This window comes from Bordetella muralis (assembly GCF_054781015.1).
In genome coordinates this window covers 154,506-173,138 of the sequence record NZ_BAAGVF010000002.1, presented here as the reverse complement: position 1 = coordinate 173,138, position 18,633 = coordinate 154,506, and the positions used below count along the sequence as shown (strand labels likewise).

The 18,633-nt window shown below is 57.7% G+C and carries 22 protein-coding genes; 9 read left to right on the top strand and 13 right to left on the bottom strand.

Going from position 1 to position 18,633, the window contains the following annotated elements:
• Positions 1–71: 71 nt before the first annotated feature.
• Positions 72–569, bottom strand: a complete 498-nt coding sequence (locus ACYVIT_RS02870; RefSeq protein ID WP_415805486.1) for a MarR family winged helix-turn-helix transcriptional regulator — start codon at positions 567–569, stop codon at positions 72–74.
• A gap of 49 nt (positions 570–618) precedes the next feature.
• On the opposite strand from ACYVIT_RS02870, the gene ACYVIT_RS02865 reads away from it, so the two are divergent.
• Positions 619–2,112 (top strand): FAD-dependent oxidoreductase, encoded by a 1,494-nt coding sequence (locus ACYVIT_RS02865; protein WP_415805487.1) that lies wholly within the window; start codon positions 619–621, stop codon positions 2,110–2,112.
• A 102-nt stretch (positions 2,113–2,214) separates the two neighbouring features.
• Here ACYVIT_RS02865 and ACYVIT_RS02860 read toward each other — a convergent pair whose 3' ends face one another.
• Entirely contained in the window at positions 2,215–2,943 is a 729-nt protein-coding gene (locus ACYVIT_RS02860) for a glutathione S-transferase family protein (protein WP_415805488.1), read from the bottom strand.
• Positions 2,944–3,041: 98 nt separating this feature from the next.
• Between ACYVIT_RS02860 and ACYVIT_RS02855 the strand changes: the two genes are divergently transcribed.
• From ACYVIT_RS02855 to ACYVIT_RS02840, 4 genes are all read left to right on the top strand, one after another.
• Positions 3,042–3,944, top strand: coding sequence for a LysR substrate-binding domain-containing protein (locus ACYVIT_RS02855; RefSeq protein WP_415805489.1), 903 nt, complete (start codon positions 3,042–3,044; stop codon positions 3,942–3,944).
• Between the two features lie 85 nt (positions 3,945–4,029).
• A complete protein-coding gene (locus tag ACYVIT_RS02850) occupies positions 4,030–4,503 on the top strand; it encodes a GNAT family N-acetyltransferase (RefSeq protein WP_415805490.1) in 474 nt (157 codons plus the stop codon).
• Positions 4,504–4,907: 404 nt separating this feature from the next.
• Positions 4,908–5,768, top strand: coding sequence for a nucleotidyltransferase domain-containing protein (locus ACYVIT_RS02845; protein ID WP_415805491.1), 861 nt, complete (start codon positions 4,908–4,910; stop codon positions 5,766–5,768).
• Positions 5,769–5,848: 80 nt separating this feature from the next.
• Complete coding sequence (locus tag ACYVIT_RS02840) at positions 5,849–6,292, top strand: GNAT family N-acetyltransferase (protein WP_415805492.1); 444 nt, start codon at positions 5,849–5,851, stop codon at positions 6,290–6,292.
• A gap of 17 nt (positions 6,293–6,309) precedes the next feature.
• On the opposite strand, the gene ACYVIT_RS02835 is transcribed toward ACYVIT_RS02840, so the two are convergent.
• On the bottom strand, positions 6,310–6,570 hold the full coding sequence (locus ACYVIT_RS02835; protein ID WP_415805493.1) for an HAD hydrolase-like protein: 261 nt from the start codon (positions 6,568–6,570) through the stop codon (positions 6,310–6,312).
• Positions 6,571–6,676: 106 nt separating this feature from the next.
• A complete protein-coding gene (locus tag ACYVIT_RS02830; protein WP_415805494.1) occupies positions 6,677–7,465 on the bottom strand; it encodes a helix-turn-helix domain-containing protein in 789 nt (262 codons plus the stop codon).
• Positions 7,466–7,573: 108 nt separating this feature from the next.
• On the opposite strand from ACYVIT_RS02830, the gene ACYVIT_RS02825 reads away from it, so the two are divergent.
• Positions 7,574–8,485 (top strand): DMT family transporter, encoded by a 912-nt coding sequence (locus ACYVIT_RS02825; protein WP_415805495.1) that lies wholly within the window; start codon positions 7,574–7,576, stop codon positions 8,483–8,485.
• A 172-nt stretch (positions 8,486–8,657) separates the two neighbouring features.
• Complete coding sequence (locus ACYVIT_RS02820; protein ID WP_415805496.1) at positions 8,658–8,897, top strand: hypothetical protein; 240 nt, start codon at positions 8,658–8,660, stop codon at positions 8,895–8,897.
• A 22-nt stretch (positions 8,898–8,919) separates the two neighbouring features.
• Here the strand turns inward: ACYVIT_RS02820 and ACYVIT_RS02815 are convergent, their stop codons facing one another.
• From ACYVIT_RS02815 to ACYVIT_RS02795, 5 genes are all read right to left on the bottom strand, one after another.
• A complete protein-coding gene (locus ACYVIT_RS02815) occupies positions 8,920–9,156 on the bottom strand; it encodes a hypothetical protein (protein ID WP_415805497.1) in 237 nt (78 codons plus the stop codon).
• A 174-nt stretch (positions 9,157–9,330) separates the two neighbouring features.
• Complete coding sequence (locus ACYVIT_RS02810; RefSeq protein ID WP_415805498.1) at positions 9,331–10,296, bottom strand: Bug family tripartite tricarboxylate transporter substrate binding protein; 966 nt, start codon at positions 10,294–10,296, stop codon at positions 9,331–9,333.
• 45 nt (positions 10,297–10,341) lie between these two features.
• Positions 10,342–10,854 (bottom strand): carboxymuconolactone decarboxylase family protein, encoded by a 513-nt coding sequence (locus ACYVIT_RS02805; RefSeq protein ID WP_415805499.1) that lies wholly within the window; start codon positions 10,852–10,854, stop codon positions 10,342–10,344.
• A gap of 22 nt (positions 10,855–10,876) precedes the next feature.
• Positions 10,877–11,698, bottom strand: coding sequence for an SDR family NAD(P)-dependent oxidoreductase (locus ACYVIT_RS02800; RefSeq protein WP_415805500.1), 822 nt, complete (start codon positions 11,696–11,698; stop codon positions 10,877–10,879).
• A 14-nt stretch (positions 11,699–11,712) separates the two neighbouring features.
• Positions 11,713–12,507 (bottom strand): SDR family NAD(P)-dependent oxidoreductase, encoded by a 795-nt coding sequence (locus ACYVIT_RS02795; RefSeq protein ID WP_415805501.1) that lies wholly within the window; start codon positions 12,505–12,507, stop codon positions 11,713–11,715.
• A 91-nt stretch (positions 12,508–12,598) separates the two neighbouring features.
• Between ACYVIT_RS02795 and ACYVIT_RS02790 the strand changes: the two genes are divergently transcribed.
• Positions 12,599–13,528, top strand: a complete 930-nt coding sequence (locus tag ACYVIT_RS02790) for a LysR family transcriptional regulator (protein ID WP_415805502.1) — start codon at positions 12,599–12,601, stop codon at positions 13,526–13,528.
• A gap of 99 nt (positions 13,529–13,627) precedes the next feature.
• Here the strand turns inward: ACYVIT_RS02790 and ACYVIT_RS02785 are convergent, their stop codons facing one another.
• From ACYVIT_RS02785 to ACYVIT_RS02775, 3 genes are read right to left on the bottom strand one after another with little or no spacing between them, the layout of a single operon-like run.
• Positions 13,628–14,794: an alpha-hydroxy acid oxidase gene (locus ACYVIT_RS02785; protein WP_415805503.1), complete on the bottom strand. Its 1,167-nt coding sequence runs from the start codon at positions 14,792–14,794 to the stop codon at positions 13,628–13,630.
• A gap of 21 nt (positions 14,795–14,815) precedes the next feature.
• Positions 14,816–15,688 carry a fumarylacetoacetate hydrolase family protein gene (locus tag ACYVIT_RS02780; RefSeq protein ID WP_415805504.1) on the bottom strand — a complete coding sequence of 291 codons (873 nt, stop codon included), beginning with the start codon at positions 15,686–15,688 and terminating at the stop codon, positions 14,816–14,818.
• 19 nt (positions 15,689–15,707) lie between these two features.
• The gene (locus tag ACYVIT_RS02775; RefSeq protein WP_415805505.1) at positions 15,708–16,670 is read right to left on the bottom strand and encodes a Bug family tripartite tricarboxylate transporter substrate binding protein; all 963 of its coding nucleotides are present in this window, start codon (positions 16,668–16,670) and stop codon (positions 15,708–15,710) included.
• Between the two features lie 145 nt (positions 16,671–16,815).
• On the opposite strand from ACYVIT_RS02775, the gene ACYVIT_RS02770 reads away from it, so the two are divergent.
• Complete coding sequence (locus ACYVIT_RS02770) at positions 16,816–17,619, top strand: IclR family transcriptional regulator (protein ID WP_415805506.1); 804 nt, start codon at positions 16,816–16,818, stop codon at positions 17,617–17,619.
• A gap of 64 nt (positions 17,620–17,683) precedes the next feature.
• On the opposite strand, the gene ACYVIT_RS02765 is transcribed toward ACYVIT_RS02770, so the two are convergent.
• Positions 17,684–18,598, bottom strand: coding sequence for an NAD(P)-dependent oxidoreductase (locus ACYVIT_RS02765; protein WP_460478148.1), 915 nt, complete (start codon positions 18,596–18,598; stop codon positions 17,684–17,686).
• Between the last annotated feature and the right edge of the window lie 35 nt (positions 18,599–18,633).

Here is an 18,633-nt window from a genome sequence, read left to right as displayed (position 1 = left end):
TCAACGGCCCTCTGCTTTCGGGGACGAGCTATGTCCACTCAGGGCCATAGGAAAGAAAAGCGTTTCGTCCCTCAACGTTGGTCACCTCCAGCCTGAGTGCCCTGCTCCAGCGCCTCTGCGAACTTGCGCATCAGACGCACCAAGTCCGTGATGTCTTCTGCAGTCCAGTCCTGAAAGATCTCCCGTGCCAGACGCTCGCGGGCCTGGTCGAGCCGGTCAGTCACGGCCTTGCCTTTCGGAGACACCACCACTTCGCGCATGCGGCGATCTCCGGAATTCTCATGCCGCTTCACCATCTCCATGCGTTCGAGCTTGGAGAGCTGCCGGCTGATGGTCGTGTAATCCCTGCCCAGCCGATCTGCCAGGTCCACCACGCCAATCGGGCCCACCCGCTCGATCACCACCAAGAGGCGAAAAAGCGCTTGGTCCAACTGCACGCCGGCGTCCGCGATCAGCCGTTCGTCGTTTCGCGGGCGGTTCATCACGCTCACGATCGAGATCAAAGACCGATGGAGATCCTTCAGCTGCGCCGAGATATGTGTATCTTGCACTTTCTTTTTAATGGTCATAAACTGCCCTCCTAATATGTGCATTTTACACATACATTGGAGAAATGATATGCGTGAACCTGTCGATGTCCTGATCTGCGGCGCGGGTGCTGCTGGCCTGACCCTGGCAATAGAACTGGCGCGGCGCGGCGTGCGCTTTGCCCTCATCGAAAAACTCGCCTCCCCTTTTTTGGGCTCGCGCGGCAAAGGGATTCAACCGCGCACCCAGGAGGTCTTTGAAGACCTGGGAATCCTGGACCGAGCCATGGCCGCGGGTGGGATCTACCCCACGATTCGCAAATACGCGAATGACGGCAGTCATGTGGATCAGGAAATGACGAGTGCTGCTGACCCTACGCCTGCCGAGCCCTATCCGCTGCCGTTGATGGTGCCGCAGTTCAAGACCGAAGCGGTCATGCGAGAGCGCCTGGTCGAACTGGGCCACGCGCCGGAATTTGGTGTCGAATTGGCCGGAATGGTGGTCAGCGCCGACGGAATAGAAGCCCAGCTCGTCACCCCCGAGGGCGAGCAGACTCTCCACGCCCGCTATCTGGTGGGCGCCGACGGCGGACGCAGCTTGGTGCGCCACCTCCTGGGGATTGGCTTTCCGGGCAAGACCTTGGGCGTGCGAGCCATCGTGGCCGATGTCGTGCTGGAAGGGCTGTCACGCAATGTATGGCACCAGTTTAATGGCGGGGACGCAGGCCCCCTGGCCATCTGCCCGCTCGCAGGTACCGATCTTTTCCAGATCCAGGCGCCCGTTCCCCTCGAGGGCGACATCGATCTCTCTGCGGCTGCGCTGACCGAACGCGTCGCCCTGCACACAAAGCGCACGGACGTCACGGTTCATTCGGTTGCCTGGTCGTCCACCTACAACATGAATGCCAGGCTCGCCGATCGTTACCGGGATGGCCCCGTCTTTCTAGTCGGTGATGCGGCGCATGTCCATCCTCCCACCGGTGGACAAGGCCTCAACACCAGCGTGCAGGACGCCTATAACCTGGGCTGGAAGCTGGCGGCGGTACTTGCCGGTGCGCCGGAGGCCCTCCTGGAGACGTACGAAGCCGAACGCCGGCCCGTGGCTGCGGACGTACTCGGACTATCCACACGGCTGCTTGCTGGTTTCAAGACCGGGGACAACAGGCGGACTCGTGAAGTCCAGCAACTAGACATCGGCTATCCCACCTCGCCGTTATCGCTCCCGTCGCAAGCCACGAGCAGCCTTACCCCCGGCAGTCGTGCGCCCGATGCCATTGTGCGTGGCGCAGGCGGCAGCCCAACGCGCCTGTTCAACCTGTTCAAGGGCACGCACTGGACCCTGCTGGTCAACGGCCCCTCGACCTTTCCGCCACGCGCTGGCTTGCACATCCACAGCATCGGACCCGGCATGGAGATCGAAGATAACTTGGGCCAGTTCGCCAGGTTCTACGACCTCGGTGAAGGCGCCGCCGCGCTGGTCAGGCCAGATGGCTATTTGGCGGGAGTCTTTCACAAGGATCAGGAGACAGTGCTGCGAGAGCACCTGGACCGGTATTGCTGCATTCAGGATCGCGTTCTTCGATGAGTCAATCACCTTGACCACAGGGAGGTATAACTTTGGTCCTCGTTAGTGGAGAATGGCTAGCCACGTTAAAGTCCTCGTAAGAGGCTGAGGCCTTCCCCGCCACTACACATCGCAGGCAGCATCTTGCATTGGGATCACCTCTTCGAGCGGAACAAATCCTTTCATTGCGCCGCTGCCGATCGCCGGCTTGCCGTCTTCTACCGCCAACGCAAAGCGAAACGCAGGATCAGCCTCAATGCGTTGGCGCAGCGCCAGAATGCGTGGATAGTCTCGCGGCTCGATCGCCTGATGAAAGTCCGCCCAGCGTGCTACACCGGCGAACACCGCATCCGCCAGCGTCGGCTTGTTGCCTAACAGATAGTCAGTGTCCCCTATCATCGCCTCTAGCTGTTCATGCCGTAGAGCAACGAAGCTGCGGCCAAACTTGCGCAGGGTTTCCCGCTCGCCTTCGGTGGCGTCCTGCGCTTCCAGTGCAACCCACATGGGATAAAAGGCGCCGGTGAAACTGGTGTTGAGGAAAGCGAGATACTGATGCAGCCGGTCGGCATGCGGTGTGCCGGGTTCGAAACTGATGCGGCGCTCGGTATCCCGCGCCTCCAGCCACAGGGCGATCGCCATCGTCTCGGTGACGACCTGGCTTTGTTGTGTGATCAGTACAGGAGTTTCCACCCTGCCGTTCAAGCGTTTGTAGGCGTCAGTGCGCATCTCGCCCAGCATGTCCACCCGGGTAATGCGATAAGGCTGGCCGAGCCATTCGAAGGCCGCGACGAGCCCGGCCGAGCTGCCGAGGGGGAAACCGGCGATAAAGATCGGTTCAGATATGGGATTCATTTCATTTCTCCGTTGTCGATGCTAGGGAATATACATACGTGGACGTTGACGCAAAAGATGGGTAAATTGCGACTCAATGTCCATATATGTAGACCAACATGCTGAACCTCAATGACCTGCATTTTTTCGCTCAGGCAGTCGACAGCGGCGGTTTCGCGGCGGCTGCTCGACGGCTCGGCTGCCCGAAATCGACGGTCAGCAAGCGAGTCGCTACGCTGGAAGCAACGCTCGGCGTGCAGTTGCTCCATCGCACGTCGCGCAGCTTCACGTTGACCGACGTAGGACGCGATGTGTACGACCACGCCCGCGCAGTGATGATCGAAGCAGAGGCCGCCGAGACCGTCGTGCATCGACGATTGGCGGAGCCGAGCGGCACAGTGCGGATCACGGCGTCGGTGCCTATCGCGCAATTTCAGCTCGCTGATCGCTTGCCTATCCTGGCACGGCAATATCCAAAACTAAGCATCCAGTTGCACGTCACCGACCGCTTCATTGACCTGGTACAGGAGGGATTCGACATCGCGATCCGCAGCCATTTCGCGGCGCTGCCAGATTCCGATCTGGTGCAGCGACGCATGAGTGAGGAGCCGATTACGCTGGTGGCCGCCCCCTCCTACATCGCCCAGCGCGGCGAGCCGCCAACGCCAGAGGCCTTGAGCGATCACGATGGGCTGATGACCAGCGCGACGATGAAGCTCTGGCGACTGGGCGATACAAGTGGCCGTATCGTCGAGGTCGCACCGCGGCCGCAGCTATATGCCGATGAATCCGTGTCGTTGATAAAGGCCGCGGAGATGGGTCTCGGCATTGTCTGTCTACCGGACATGATCTCGGCGCAAGCGATCCGGGAGGGACGGTTGATACGAGTGTTGCCGGCATGGAGAGCTGGCAGCGTGATGACGACGATCTTGACACCGCACAAACGTGGCCAGCTTCCGGCGGTGCGCGCGGTGATCGACTTTCTGATGCAGGAGGCGACCAGCAGTATTGCGGCGCTCTAGTTAGAATCGGCCAGACGTGGACGTTCACCGTGCAGTTTAAAATGTGAAAAACTATCGATTCGAGTTTCTGCCTCAAGAGGACCTCATGAAGATTCGCCGGTTCAGGCAGGGTGACGAAGCGGCGTTGTTTCGCGTGTATTTCACTGCCATCCATGACGTTGCGGCTGGCGACTACTCATCTGAGCAAGTCGAGGCATGGGCTCCGCCCGACCTGGACATGGATCTGTGGGCAAATCGAATTCAAGGAATCCAACCCTTTGTTGTTGAGATTGACGGCGAAATTGTCGGCTACGCGGACGTTCAGCAAGACGGCTACATCGACCACTTCTTTGTGTCAGGCGCTCATCAGCGGCAAGGAATCGGGGCACGGCTGATGGCTCGTATTCACGAGGAGGCCGAGTCCCTTGGTCTCACCGAGTTGACGGCTAATGTGAGTAAGACTGCCGAGCCCTTTTTTTCTCTGTATGGATTTCGAGTAATCGCGCGACGATTCCCTGTGATTCGAGGGGTGACTCTTCAGAATGCCTTGATGCGCAAGGAACTTGAGCATGGCGCTTGAGCGACGTGACGTTTTGGTACCCTGCCTTCATCAAAGATGGCCGGGCAAATATAAAGAACGCTGCGCAGTCCTTCCAGCGATGCGATAATTCCGCTCCCCGCGCACCGACTCTGGACGCGTTCGTCCATCGTTAAGCAAAGTTCTCAACTAGCATAGGAAACAGTTGGATGCCGTTCCGGCCGATAAGCGCAGCGAATTTTTCACCGTAACGCTGACGGCCAGGAAGACCGGTGGTGACGCGCAAGGCAAGTAAATGACAGACCGGAGAATACCGAAGCCCCCTAGGGCGGTCCGTAAAAACGTCTCCGATCAGGTGGCAAGGTTTCTGATAAATTGACGTCACGAAAATCAAGCACTCAACTTTCGACCCTGTAGGGCGAGCGCCCTGAGACCCTGAGGCCCCCATGCCCCTCACGCCCCCTGCTCTACACAGCCAGTACTTGGAGAAAGTACGCTCGGCAGTCGCTGCCGATCCGCGACTGACCGCGCTATTGGCAGCGGGCTCGTATATTCACGGCGGCTTTGACGAATATTCGGATCTGGATTTCGTCATCGTCTGCGAGGACTACAGCTACGATGAAGTCATGGCCTCCCGGCTGGCGTTCGCGCAGCGGATAGGTGGGTTGCTCTCGGCCTTTACTGGGGAACATGTGGGCGAGCCGAGGCTGCTGATTTGCCTGTATGGGCCGCAGCTGCTGCATGTGGATTTCAAATTCGTGACCCTGGGCGATCTGGATCAGTTGGTGGAACGCCCGGCCGTGCTGTTTGCACGTGACGCACAAATGATCGAGGCCCGGCTCGATTCGGCATCGATTGCATGGCCTGAGGCTACCCCCGATTGGTTCGAGCACCGAGCTTGGATCTGGCTGCATTACGGCGCCAGCAAACTGGCACGCGGTGAGATCTATGAGGCCATCGGCATTCTCGGATTCTTTCGCGAGCAGGTGCTTGGCCCCATGCTGCATCGCAGGGCGGGACAGAGGCAGCGCGGGGTCAGGAGGATAGAGACGGTGGCTGGGGACACGAGCGCGCAACTGGCGGCTACGGTGCCAGGGTCAGATAAGGCGTCCGTGCACGCGGCACTCTTGGCGGCGATTGCGCTCTATGTTGAACTGCGCGCAGATGAACCGCCGTCTGAAGCTGTTAGTCATATGCCGGAAGCGCTATACGACTATGTGAGCCAGCACACTCGGGAAGAGCCTCGTGCCTCTTTGCTGAATGCCAACCAAAGCACCCCTCTGCTGGGTTCTCACCCGCGAAAATAGACGTCCTGTTGTCAATTGCGCGGGAGCCGAGGCCTGAGCCTCGCTGTCTGGCAAGAGAGACCACCGAGAAATCATCGCCTATGAATCTGACCTTTGCTAGTACAGACTCAGCCGATGCTGATGTCTTGGTCGACATGCGTATTGCTGCAATGCGCGAGAGCCTGGAGCGCATTGGGCGTTTTGACCCACAACGCGCCCGAGAGCGCTTTCTGGCATCTTTTGATCCTCCTCTGTGTCGATTCATAGTCTCTGATGATGTTCGAGTAGGCTTCATTTTGATTCGCCCGCAAGAGGACCACTGGCTTCTGGACCATTTTTACATCCTGCCAAACCATCAAGGAAAGGGTATTGGCGCCGCAGTCTTGCGCGCCGTATTCAAGGATGCAGACGCCCATCGCATGGAAATCCGATTAGGGGCCTTGCGCGGTAGCGATTCAAACCGTTTCTATCAGCGCCATGGCTTCGTGCCGACTTCTGAAGCTGAATGGGATATCTATTACGTTCGAAAGCCGAGCAGAGAATGACCTAGCCATCCAAGCGGTTACGCGTCACTGAGCAAGGCGACGCAAGCGTCCACTAGATCATCGAAGTGATGCAGCAGAATGTCTGGGGTTAGTTCAGCGGCGGGGATTTCGGTGTAGCCAAAGTCGACCAAAATCAGAGAAGTCCCAGCAGATCTTGCGGCTCCTGCGTCGGTGTCAGCGTCGCCTACCATGACCGTGCGCGCAAGATCGCCGCCTACGGCATCCACGGCCTCAATAAGATGAGCGGGATTAGGCTTGGCCGCTTTTACCGCGTCCAACCCTTATTCCGTCAAACAATCTGGAGCTGACTCGACCAAGGTGCCGTCCAAGTCAAATGCGACGGTTGCCCCGTTGAGAACGCTTAGCTTCTTCATATTTCAAAAATCAATGGAAGACAATTCGACGGTAGATCGTCGGCGAAACCCCGAACCTCGAGGTGAACGCGGAAGTAAGATGCGCGTGGCTCGAAAAGCCACAATCAAGGGCTACAGTAGTGATCGGCATATTTGTGCTTCGCAGCAACTTCTGCGCTCTACTCAGGCGCCGGCCGAGAATGTACTGATAAGGCGTAACGCCGGTTGCGCGGCCAAAAGCGGTGGTGAAATGGAATTTGCTCAATCCCGCTTCATTCGCCATTTGTTCCAGCCGTATATCCCCATGCAAGCATTCTTCCACCAAGGCCGCTAGCCGTTTGACCATAGCCGAATTTAACGCACTTTGACGTCGGTCTCGAGATGCTGGATCTATGCACTGGCGACATTGATTCGCCAATTGGGCTCCCAACTCTTGCCGCAAGAAATCTGCTTCAAAAGGTACAGCGGTCAGGACGCGATAGGCAGACCTCATTAATTCGGGAAAATTCGCGCATCTATATCCAGCATCGCAACGACGCAAATCACGCTCCGCCGCGTCCCGGCCCATAACGTCCCGCCACTCAGCCACGTCGAACTCCACCGACAGCCAGTCCGCATCCAAACCCGTTGTATGAACATGCTCTATTGCGGGAGGAACGAACTCTAACGCCCCGGCAGGCCAACTCACCGAGCGTAGCGCTTGACCATAGAATGCCTCTGCGCCGTATCCGACGCCCATACGAACTCTGACGGTCGGAGCCATATTCACGATCGAGCGCGGCGCACTATGGGCTGCACCCGGAACCCATTTGAACCTCATAGAATCCCCTGCAAATAATCTGCACAGCAAACCGCAATTTCTTGAAAGCGCGAGGTTGACGTCACGTCGTAATCTGTTCTCACCATACCACGGGGAGAATCCTCAAGCGTGCCATCTATCAACAACTATCAACGCACGCACGTGCAAGGTGCCTCGAACCTGGACGGCGTGCTATGGGCCCTCGCTGGCATGGGGTTGTTTTCCTTCATTTATATATCCGGAAAGCTTAGCGGAACCGGCGCCTCCGCCCTGCAGATCATGTGGCTTCGATATGTCGGCGGATTCTCGACGATGGCACTGGCGCTATTGACGCAACGCGACATCGCCCGGGCGCTCTCCACAACCCAGCCGGTTCTACATGCATGCCGGGCGGCGGCAGGAGGTCTAGGCGGTGTGGCTGCCATATTCGCCGCCGCCCACATGCCTGTCGCGTCGGCGAGCGCCATTGGCCTGATGGACGGGCTACTTACCGTTCTATTGGGTGTCATCGTTCTGCGCGAACATGTGTCGCTGCGTCAATGGATGGCAACGATAGTGAGCTTGGCTGGAGCAATGACGGTGGTAGGGTCACAAGGAGCGTTCTCTGTCTGGGACACAGGCTCCGCCGGCCCGGCACTCATCGCGCTATTGGGAGCACTGCTCGTCGCACTCGAAAGCATCCTGATAAAGACCCTAGTTCGTGCCGAATCCACCTTCACTGTGCTCTTCTACGTCAACTTTTTTGGATCATTGATCCTCGCCTGGCCGGGGCTCGCCAATTGGCACGAAATACCTGTCCAATGGCTATTCGCGTTCCTGATGCTAGGCCCCGTGGCGATTGGGGCGCAGTACTGCAATATCAACGCATTCAGACGAGCGACCGCTAGCGTAGTTGGTCCCATTCGATATAGTTGGGTCGTCTACGGTGCTGCGTTCGGGGTCCTTTTCTTTGATGAGCCAATTTCTTTAACCACAGGGGTCGGTATAGCATCGGTCCTCGTTGGTGGAGGATGGCTTGCTACGTTAAAGTTAAAGGCCTGAAGTAAGGAGCCCTCCATATGCCAGGGGTCAACAAAACAACCAATATGAGACGCACGGGACCGGCCATGACATTGTGATTTCGTGTGATAACTCAATTCCTCATCTAATGACGGATGGTGAAATCTTAATAGCGTCCCGCCGCACGTCGCTCACGCCTGCAGTGGATGCGTCGTTGTCCGAGTTCCTGCACGGCCTGCTGCTCAATGGTCAACCGCACAACTTCACCGATGCTTTGCGGCAACCAACGGCTTCGTTACCGCGCGCCGTCGTCGCCCGTGCCGAAGAATACATTCGCGAGCACTGCGAGCGCCCGATCAGCTTGGTAGAAATTGCTGAGGCCTTCGGCGAATTGCCTGCATCCACTCTCGCACGCGCTCGACGATCCGCGCCTTTAAAACAAGACCACCGTTGAACTCGATACATAGCAGCCGCTCTCAACCCACGGTGGAATAGGCACGGCACATGGGATCTGATAAGAGCAAGCTCTTCGTGCCCATTGGACGCTGGGTCGCTCCGACAGCGACGAGCCTATCATGATTTTCAGCATCGATCGGAACTACATTTTTGGTATTCGGGAATATGGCCGGCGGATGCTCCTCGATGTTTTCTCTTGCCGGCAAATCACTCGTTGCAAATTTGAGCTGCGGTGATCCGGGCTTCATGGCGTTCATTTGAAAGTTCCTATCATTGCGGACTGACGTTCCACAGCGGAACTGTAGACGAACGCTGACGCAGCAGGAAGACACATCGCCGCAAACTCGCCTCTCAAGAATGATAGTCAACGAGCGGAATGTCTACTGCCGCGTTCGTGTGCACTGTTTCCCGGGGCCGCTATCGGTGTCCCCTCATTCGCGTATAAGGCCAATTGCCTTGGAAAAGAGTGCGCGCTGCTCCTGCAGATAAGCGCCGTACTCCTGCGGGCTCAACACACTGATTTCTGCTCCGATGGTGCCCAGAGTCTTGCCCACCTCGTCGCCCTGATCGGCAACGACCTTGCGCGCAGCCTGATATAGCATGTCAATCACCTGCGGCGGAGTGCCCTTGGGAGCCACGAGGCCATAGAGGGTAGGGCTGCCTACGTCATAGCCCAGCTCACGCAGCGTCGGCACATCGGGATAGGCGGCTAGGCGCTTGCTACTGAAAATAGCCAAAGGCCTGAGGCTACCGGACTGTATATGAGCCCGGGCTGGGCCTACAGCGGACACAGCGATATCCGTATGTCCACCCAGCAAGGCGGTGACTGCCGGTGCACTGCCCTGGAAAGGAATGTGGCGCAGTTGTATTCCCGCTTCGGAGGCGAAGGTCTCACCTAGCAGATGACTGATGCCCATCGCGCCCGATGTGCCATAGGATATGCCATCGGGGCGCGCCTTTGCGTCAGCCACCACATCGGCCAGCGTCTTGTACTTGGACTTGGACGAGGCGACGATCATCATGCCGCCCAGAGAAATCGCAGCGACTGGAGCGAAGGAGTCAGTCGTGTACTTGATCTCCTTGTTGGCCAGCGGCACCACCACTAGCGCTCCAGGCGAGCTCCCCACGATGGTGTAGCCGTCCGGCGCGGCCGAGGCCACATATGCCGCACCGATGCCTCCCCCCGCACCCGGCTTGTAGTTCATCACGATGGGTTGTCCCAAATATTGCCCCATCTTTTCAGTGATGGGCCGCAACATTTGGTCAGTATCACCGGGCGAGAACGGAATGACCAATTGCACCGGTCTGGTCGGATAATCGGCTTGCACTGGAGCGCTCAGTGCCAGGCCCAGCGCACAGGATGCGAGCGCGGCGCTCAACTCCTTGAAACTATGCATACTTGTCTCCTTGTATTGTTATTCACCGGCAGTCGAGCGCATGGTTTATTCGTGATCGACCTGGATGGCTTCCAAAAAGCGTGACACCATGTTGTAGGCGGCAACCGTCGCAGTGATCTCCACGATTTCCTTGTTGTCGAAGGCCTCACGTACTGCCGCAAAGGTAGAGTCCCGGACCCGGATCTCGCGCGTCATTTCGTCGCAATACGCCATCGCTGCACGCTCGCCAGTGTCTAGCGGCCCGAAGTCGCCATTCTTCAGCGCCGTCATCTCGGCCTGGCGGCAGCCCGCCTGCAGAGCGATGGGTAGATGCTGCTCGAACTCATAGTCAGCCTGGTTCAGAACCGCGACGCGCAGAATTAGCATTTCGCGTAGTTTGGGCGACAAGCCGGTCTGTTGACGTATTGCCGTGAGGTAGGTGAGCCAGCCCTGCGCCACCGGTGGGCTATTGAGCAGCATTCGATAGAGGTTCGGCACGCTGGATCGTTCCCGTTCAATGCGTTCCACTAGCGGCCGCGTTTCCGGCCTGGCAATATCGGCATAGTCAATTCGCGCCATCGTCGTCTCCGTTAATCGATCTTCAGTCGCAACGGGCACTCATGCCCCCATCCACCACCAACTCGGTTCCCGTAATGAAACGGGCCTCGTCCGAGGCAAGAAACAGCACGGCATTAGCGGTGTCTCGGCCGTCGCCAGAAATTAGCAGCGGGATGCGGCGCCGCCGCCGTTCCAGCAGGGCCGCGATATCGCCCTCCGCCTGTTGACCGGCCAAGAAGGCATCCACCAGCGGCGTATGCAGTTGACCTGGCAAGACAGTGTTGATACGCACGCCCTTCTTTGCGTATTCCACGCCGACCACACGGCCAAACTGCATCACGCCAGCCTTGGCAGCCGCGTAGCCGACCTGCGGCGCGCCGGTCCATCGGATGGCGGAGGTCGAGGACACATTAACCACCGCGCCCGCCCCTTGTGCCTCCATGATGGGCAGGACGTGCTGGCAGGTTGTGAATACCGACGTCAGATTCAGATCGAGCTGCCTTCGCCATTCACTTTGCGACAACGTCGCTGGGCCACCAGGGATGGGGCCGCCTACGTTGTTGACCAAGATATCAATGCGGCCGTGGCGCTGGACCACCGCAGCGACCAGCCCGGCGACCTGAGCTCTGTCCTCGACATCGCAAATATGAGTTTCGATGTGCGCCCCACTCTCTCCGGCCAATTCCAAAGTCTCGGGCAAAGACTCTGGCCGTTTGTCCACCGCTACAACTAATGCGCCTTCCTGCGCAAAGCGTACGGCGATCGCGCGCCCATTTCCCCATCCCGACCCGACGCAGCCCGCACCGAAGATCAACGCTACCTTACCGGTCAGGCGCCCTGCGCAGGCTTGTCCGAATGTACTCATCGTCAGCCTCCCGTTCAGCGCGTGGCCATGGTGATACCACCGTCCACCACGATCTGCTGCCCCGTGATGTAGCGGCTCTCATCGCTCGCCAAGAAGGCCACCGCATGAGCTACGTCCCAAGCGCTGCCCATACTCCCTGAGGGCACCTGATCATGTCGGTGCGCGACAAAACCTTCGTAATCCCCGTTGGCGTATTTCTGCGCCAGGCGTTCGACCAGAGGCGTAAACATCAATCCAGGAACAACCGAGTTAAGTCGCACGCCATCACGTGCATAAATGACAGCGGTAGTGGCTGTCATCTGCATCAGGGCGGCCTTCGCAGCCGCATAACCCACCTGGGGTTTTCCCGCATAACGCAACCCGGCGATGGACGAAATGTTGATAATCGAGCCTCCACCAGCGTTTTTCATGAGAGGTATGACGTGCTTGCAGCACAGGAATGCCGACGTCAAATTCACCTGGATTTGTTCGTTCCAGAGATCCTCCGTCATAGACACCGGGTCGCCTGGTTCGGAGCGGCCGACGTTGTTGACGAGGATGTCGATGCGGCCATAGGTCTCGATACAAGCTTGCACCAGATCTACTACTTGCTCGGCGTCCGTCACGTCGCACTGTCGAACCGTGATAGTCCCGCTTTCGGCAGCCACTACTTTCGCGGATTGGCGCGCGGCGTCGATGTTCATATCGCACCCGTAGATCGCAGCTCCCTGCCTGGCCAGCACCGCAGCGGTGGCCTTGCCGTTGCCCCACCCCTCGCCGAGCGTTCCGCATCCGGTCACCAGCGCCACCTTTCCATCAAGACGAAACATTCCAGCTCCAGAGAAGTCCATGATGCCAAGGCTAAAGCAGCAAGACGCTGAAGTTAAGTTCCGATTTGAACGGTATTGATAGACAAAAAGAATGAATTTGACAACGAGACAACTGCGCATCTTTGTGCTGCTGGCGGAGACACTGAGTTTTCAGAAGACAGCCGAAATCCTGCATGTCACGCAGCCCACGCTGAGCAAACTGCTGAAAGAAACGGAGGAGGCACTCGGCGTCAAACTCTTCGAACGCACCACCCGCAGGGTGCGTCTATCGCGCGAAGGTCAGGACATCCTAGAGACAGCGCGCAAGATCGCCAGACTGCATGAGAAAGGGGTACTGGAGCTGGAGCAGCGGCTAAGGGACTGCAACAACCGCGTGGCGTTAGCCGCTCTGCCCACGCTCGCGGCTTCGCTCATTCCCTTATTGATCCAAAGCCTTGTACACCGGAATCCGGCTGTCCAGGTGGAAGTGTTCGACCCAATCGCAAACGAAGCTCTGCAATTGCTCCGAGATCGGCGTGTTGATATTGCCGTCACTACAATGAACGACGAAGGTGAGCCTGACCTCGTCTATCAGGAGTTATTCACCGAACCCTTCGTCCTATTTCACAACGCCCAGACTAGGCTGGACGTTACACATTGGATACCCGCAGAACTAGCACGGCTGCCTTTGATCAGCATGCCACCCGGCACTAGTGTACGCGTGCTTACCGACCACGCCTTCCAGGCAGCTTGCCAACCCTTCAACCCCATCTTTGCTTTACGGGACTTGAACACCATCGCCAGCTTCGTTCAAAACAATTGCGGCGTTGCGCTGTTGCCTGAATCATCGTTAGACAACATCACGCAGCGCGGTGTGTGCAAGACCCGGCTGCATGGGGCGCTTACGCGTTCGGTCGGCATGTACGTCCGCCGGGAGGAGCCGCCGTCTCGGCTAGTCTGTCTCATCGTTGAGGAATTGCGCCGCCTAGGTCGCGAGCGTCAGAGCTCGACTGGAACCGGCCAATCACAGATATCTCGTTAGCCGGTTGTTCTGCTGGGCACTCAAAAATTTTTCCCCGCGCTGAGCCAGCACGTCCGCGACCTTAAAGTTGATCTGTACCGACTCGAACTCGGTTGCCGGTTATGTTGGCCAAGACGAAGCTTTCAGCAGACAATCCGGGGTCAGGTCGGCCAGGTTACACACACCGAGCATGGCCATGTTGCGCGAGACTTCCTGCTCAAGTAGAGCTATTGCATGTGCCACCCCTGTTTCCCCCGCTACCGCAGCGGCATAATTGAACGGTCGCCCCACGAATACACAAGCGGCCCCCAAGGCCAGTGCCTTTAGTACATCACTGCCGCGTCGAACACCGCCATCAATCATGACCGGCCCGCCACCAAACTGCTCGATAATGCGAGGCAGGACGCGTAGAGGCGCTACCGCTCCATCCAGCTGACGTCCACCGTGGTTGGATACAATTATCCCGTCCACCCCATACTCGCGCGCCAGCTTGGCATCCTCGGCCGCCAAGATACCCTTGAGCACGAGTGTGCCAGCCCAACGCTCTCGGATGCTCTCGATATGCGCCCACGTAAGATGACCGCGCTGCGCAATATCGGTATTCAGCTTTGACGAGAACATCGGCGTACCTCGTCCACCATGCCAGTTCTCAAAATGAGGCAGGCCATGCCTAATCAGAGTTTTGAGAAACACCGAGAACAGCCATCTCGGATGCGAGATGCCCTGCCAGGCGAGCCGCATACTCGGCCGCAGTGGCGAGGAAAAGCCAGCACGGACATTATTCTCTCGATTGGCTGGCGACGGCGTATCTACGGTAATGACGAGCGTCTGTAGCCCGGCCGCAGCGACCCGATCAATCAATGCTGCGCTATGCTTGGGATTGCGCGGCAGATAGGCCTGGAACCATGTCGCCGGAGCGATGCTCGCTATCGTTTCTAACGGTATTAGAGACCATCCACTCATGATGGCCGGTACTTTCGCTTTAGCCGCCGCGTTGGCTAGTACGAGGTCTCCCCGATACGCCGTGAGCGCTGCGATCCCCATGGGTGCTACGCCGAACGGCGAAGCGTATTCTCGTCCGAATAGAGTAATCCCCTGATCCCGGTTGGACACATCCACCAGAACCCGGGGCCTGAATTCGTAATCGCGAAACGACAAGCGATTCCCGCGCCTCGATTGGCCGTCCTCGCAATCGCCGGAGACGTAACCAAACAAAGGCGAAGGCAGTCGCCTGCGCGCAACCGCCTCGAAATCGGCTAGAGATAGAACATTGGCTAGCAGAGACATAGCAGCGTCCGAGTCAATCGGTCAGTCACGCGCGACGGGCTGCGCAGCAACTACGTTACGAAGCGTGCCAACACGCTCGATACTAACTTCGCAGACATCGCCGGGCTGCAGATATGTGGGCGGTTGGTTGCTGTATCCCACACCAGCCGGGGTCCCCGTCACCAACACGTCACCAGGGCTCAACGTGAACAATGTCGATGCGTAGTTGATCAGTTTAGCCACACCGAAAATCATATGGCTAGTATCGCTGGACTGAACCGTCCTGCCGTTTACTTGTGTTTGTAGTTTAAGTTTCGTGCCGAACGGAATCTCGTCAGCCGTCACCATCCATGGACCAAAGGCCCCCGTTGATTCGAAATTCTTGCCTGCCGCGATTTGTTTGGCATGAAACTGCCATTCACGCACACTGGCGTCGTTGTAGCAGGCATAGCCGGCTACATGTTCGTGGGCCTGGGCTTCAGGAATGTCGCGTCCACCGCGGCCTATCACGACGGCCAGTTCGCCCTCCCAATCCAGCGAGTCGGAGACTGCCGGACGAATGATCGGAGCGTTGTGCGCGCATTGCGAACGCCATACTCTGATGAATATCGGCGGCTGCTCGCTCAAGGACAAGTCCAGCCCAACAGCGACGACTTCGCGATGGTGGTCAAGATAATTGCGCACCACGCAAACGATTTTCTCCGGACGGGGGATGACAGGCAGCAGCGTCATCTGCTCGAAGGGAGCGACGACGGGCGCGCGCGCCGCGAGCGCCTCTCTCTCCGCGAAGTGGTCGCTACCCAGAAATTCCGCCAGCGTCGCAATCCCGCTAACTCTCGCCAAGTCTCTTACCGAGCCATCGACGACGGCCCCCCAAGATTCTCCACCCTGCCAAAAATACGAAACGAGTTTCATACCAATGATCCTTCGGCCGTCATTCGACGACGATTTGTTCTTCGCGAATAAATGCGGACCACTTGTTGACGTCCTGCGCAAGGTAGTCAGCAAATCGTTGAGGCCCGTAGCCGATCACCTCAAAGCCCAACCCCTCCAAGCTCGTGCGCACGGCTGGGTCGGCCAACGCGGCATCGACCGCGCCGCTTAGCGTTTGAACCGCGTCCTGCGGAGTACCAGCCGGGACCAACAACCCCATCCAGGTCATCACATCAAAACCCGGTACTCCCTGTGCCGCGATAGTCGGTATATCAGGAGCAGCCATGGATGGCCGCTCAGTAGTTACACCAAGTATCCTTATACGGCCTTCTTTGGCAAGCGGCGCCGCCGTGGCGTAGGCATCGAACATGGCCTGCACACGCCCAGCGACGAGGTCAGGGAGTGCTGCCTGACTGCCCTTATAGGGAACTTGCACCATATTGATGCCGGCCATTTTTTTGAACAGCTCCGCCTCCAGATGCGTAGTGGTACCCACGCCAACGGACGCGTAGTTTACGTTTCCGGGATGGTGCTTCACCCATTCCACAAATTCGCTCACGCTTTGCACAGGCACGGCAGGATTGACCGCCAGTACATGCGTGACCGAGGCTAGCAAAGACAAAGGATGAAAGTCCTTTATTGGGTCATAGCCCGCATTTTTGTAGAGCGCAGGGGCAACACCGAAGGATGAGGCGGCGAACAACACCGTATAGCCATCTGGCTTGGCCCGGGCCACGTACGATGAGGCGATGGTAGTGCCAGCGCCGGGACGATTTTCCACAATCACGGGTTGGTGGAGTTGGACCCGCATTTTCTCGGCGATCTGACGCGCAAGGCCATCAGATGCGCCGCCGGCGCTATATGGAACAACAATCGTCACAGAACGATTGGGAAAGGGCTGCGCAATCGCGGCACCCACAGACAACGTGCAAAGGGCCGCAGCCCACATCAATTTTCCTAGCACTGCTTGTCTCCTGTCGACTTTAGGCCGATTATCTAGTCAGCGTCGGCTTATCGTGAGATTTCGTCGTTCTCACTTTGGCTGAAAAACCGCAATCTAGGACAGCGATAACCATCACGCCTCTCTTAATTCAATAAATTTCCACATCATGGAAGATCGCATCAATATCAGCGGTACCCAAAGTGCGCGCAGAATCCTTCAGCTGCTAAGGCTTCTCGGAGAGCGCCATAAAGACGGCATCAAGCTCACTGAGATTGTTCAGGTCACGGGGCTAGAGCCCAGCACCGCACACAGGCTGTTGGCGTGCTTAGTTGATGAACGTTTTGCCGACAAAGATATGGTCACCAAAGCGTACCGGCTCGACGTCGAAGCCATGCAGTTGGGCTTATGGTCAATGTCGCGCGTGCCACTTGTCAGCCATTTTCGCAGTCTCATGCAGCGCCTCGCCCGTATCACCCAAGAAGAGATATTCCTGCAGGTCAGAGAGGGAGATTACGGCGTGTGCCTGCATAGGGAGGCGGGAGGACAAAACCGCAAGTTTTTCTCGATCGAGGTCGGAGGACGACGTTTGCTGGGTATCGGTGCCGGTGGACTGGCGATGCTGGCCAACCTGGAAGACAGAGAGATTAGCGATGTCTATGACCGCAACAGGCAAGCCTACGAGCGTGCCGGCCTGTCATGGCCGACACTAAACGCAGCAGTTCAGCGAACGCGGGAACATGGCTATTCCCAAATTCAAGACATCACGACGCAGGGCGTTTCAGGACTTGGGTTCGCGTTCAAAGCGTCGCGCTCTGTTATAGCGTCGATAAGTCTCGGCGCTGCCACCCCACTCTTGCCAGAATCACGCAAGCACCGCTTGGCAGCCGAAATACGATTACGCATTCAAGAAGTAGCGGACTTGGTTGCTCGACGAGCTGAAGGTGAAATGGAAGACGGCAGCCATGCTTAACGCGTTTTTTCGACGGCTGTAAAGATCCGCGCTCGGGAACGAGCGAGGATCGGGGCGAGGTCTATCAGTCAGGGCTCCAGTTAGAAGGGACGCGCGGTTTCTCGATATTTGCTAATTGGCATATTGCGTCTGCGATGCAGGAGAAATCTTGCCCGCCGAAATCTGCCGCTCTCGCCAAACTGAATGACTCGTGCACTGCAGCGGCTACTGGCATGGGCACTTTGGACGCATGCGCAGCGTTCACCACCAGAGACATATCCTTGTGAGCCAAATCAATGGTGAAGCCCGGTTCATTCTGACCTACCAGCACCTTGTGGGGAAAATTCATACGCAACTGACCATTTGTCGCCGAGGTCCCATACAGAACCTGCAATGTCTTAGTGATGTCCAGGCCAAATCGCTGCGACAAAGCTAAAGCCTCGCCGTTGATTTGGCAAAGTGAAACCGCCAGATAGTTGTTGACCAGTTTTGTACGTCCGCCTGTTCCCACAGGACCGCAGTGATAGATCGTGGTACCCATCGCATCCAACAGCGGTTTTACCCGCCTGAAATCGTCTTCGCTCGCGCCGACCATGATCAGGGACTCACCTCGATCGGCGTGCTCGGCCAGGCGTCCGACTGGCGCATCGACCCAACTCAAACCCGCAGCAGCAGCAAGTGCGTGCAACTTGTCGGTGGCCAACGGATCAATGGTGCTCATGTCCATCACCACTGTACCCGCCCCAGCACACGCCAATACGCCCCCCTCGCCCAGCATGATCTGTTCGACTTCTTTAGAGGACGGCAGCATCGTAATGATGATGCTACATTGACGAGCCAGACTTTCGACGTCAGCACCGGCTGCCGCGCCAGCATCGGCCAGCTCGGTGACTGCTGTCTTATTGATATCGAAAACCACCAGGTCAAAACCTGCTTTGCGCAAGTTCAGCGCCATCGATTTTCCCATACGGCCTAAGCCAATAAATCCGATTCTGTCCACCACTTGTCTCCTTATGAGGCATACGTACGCGACAG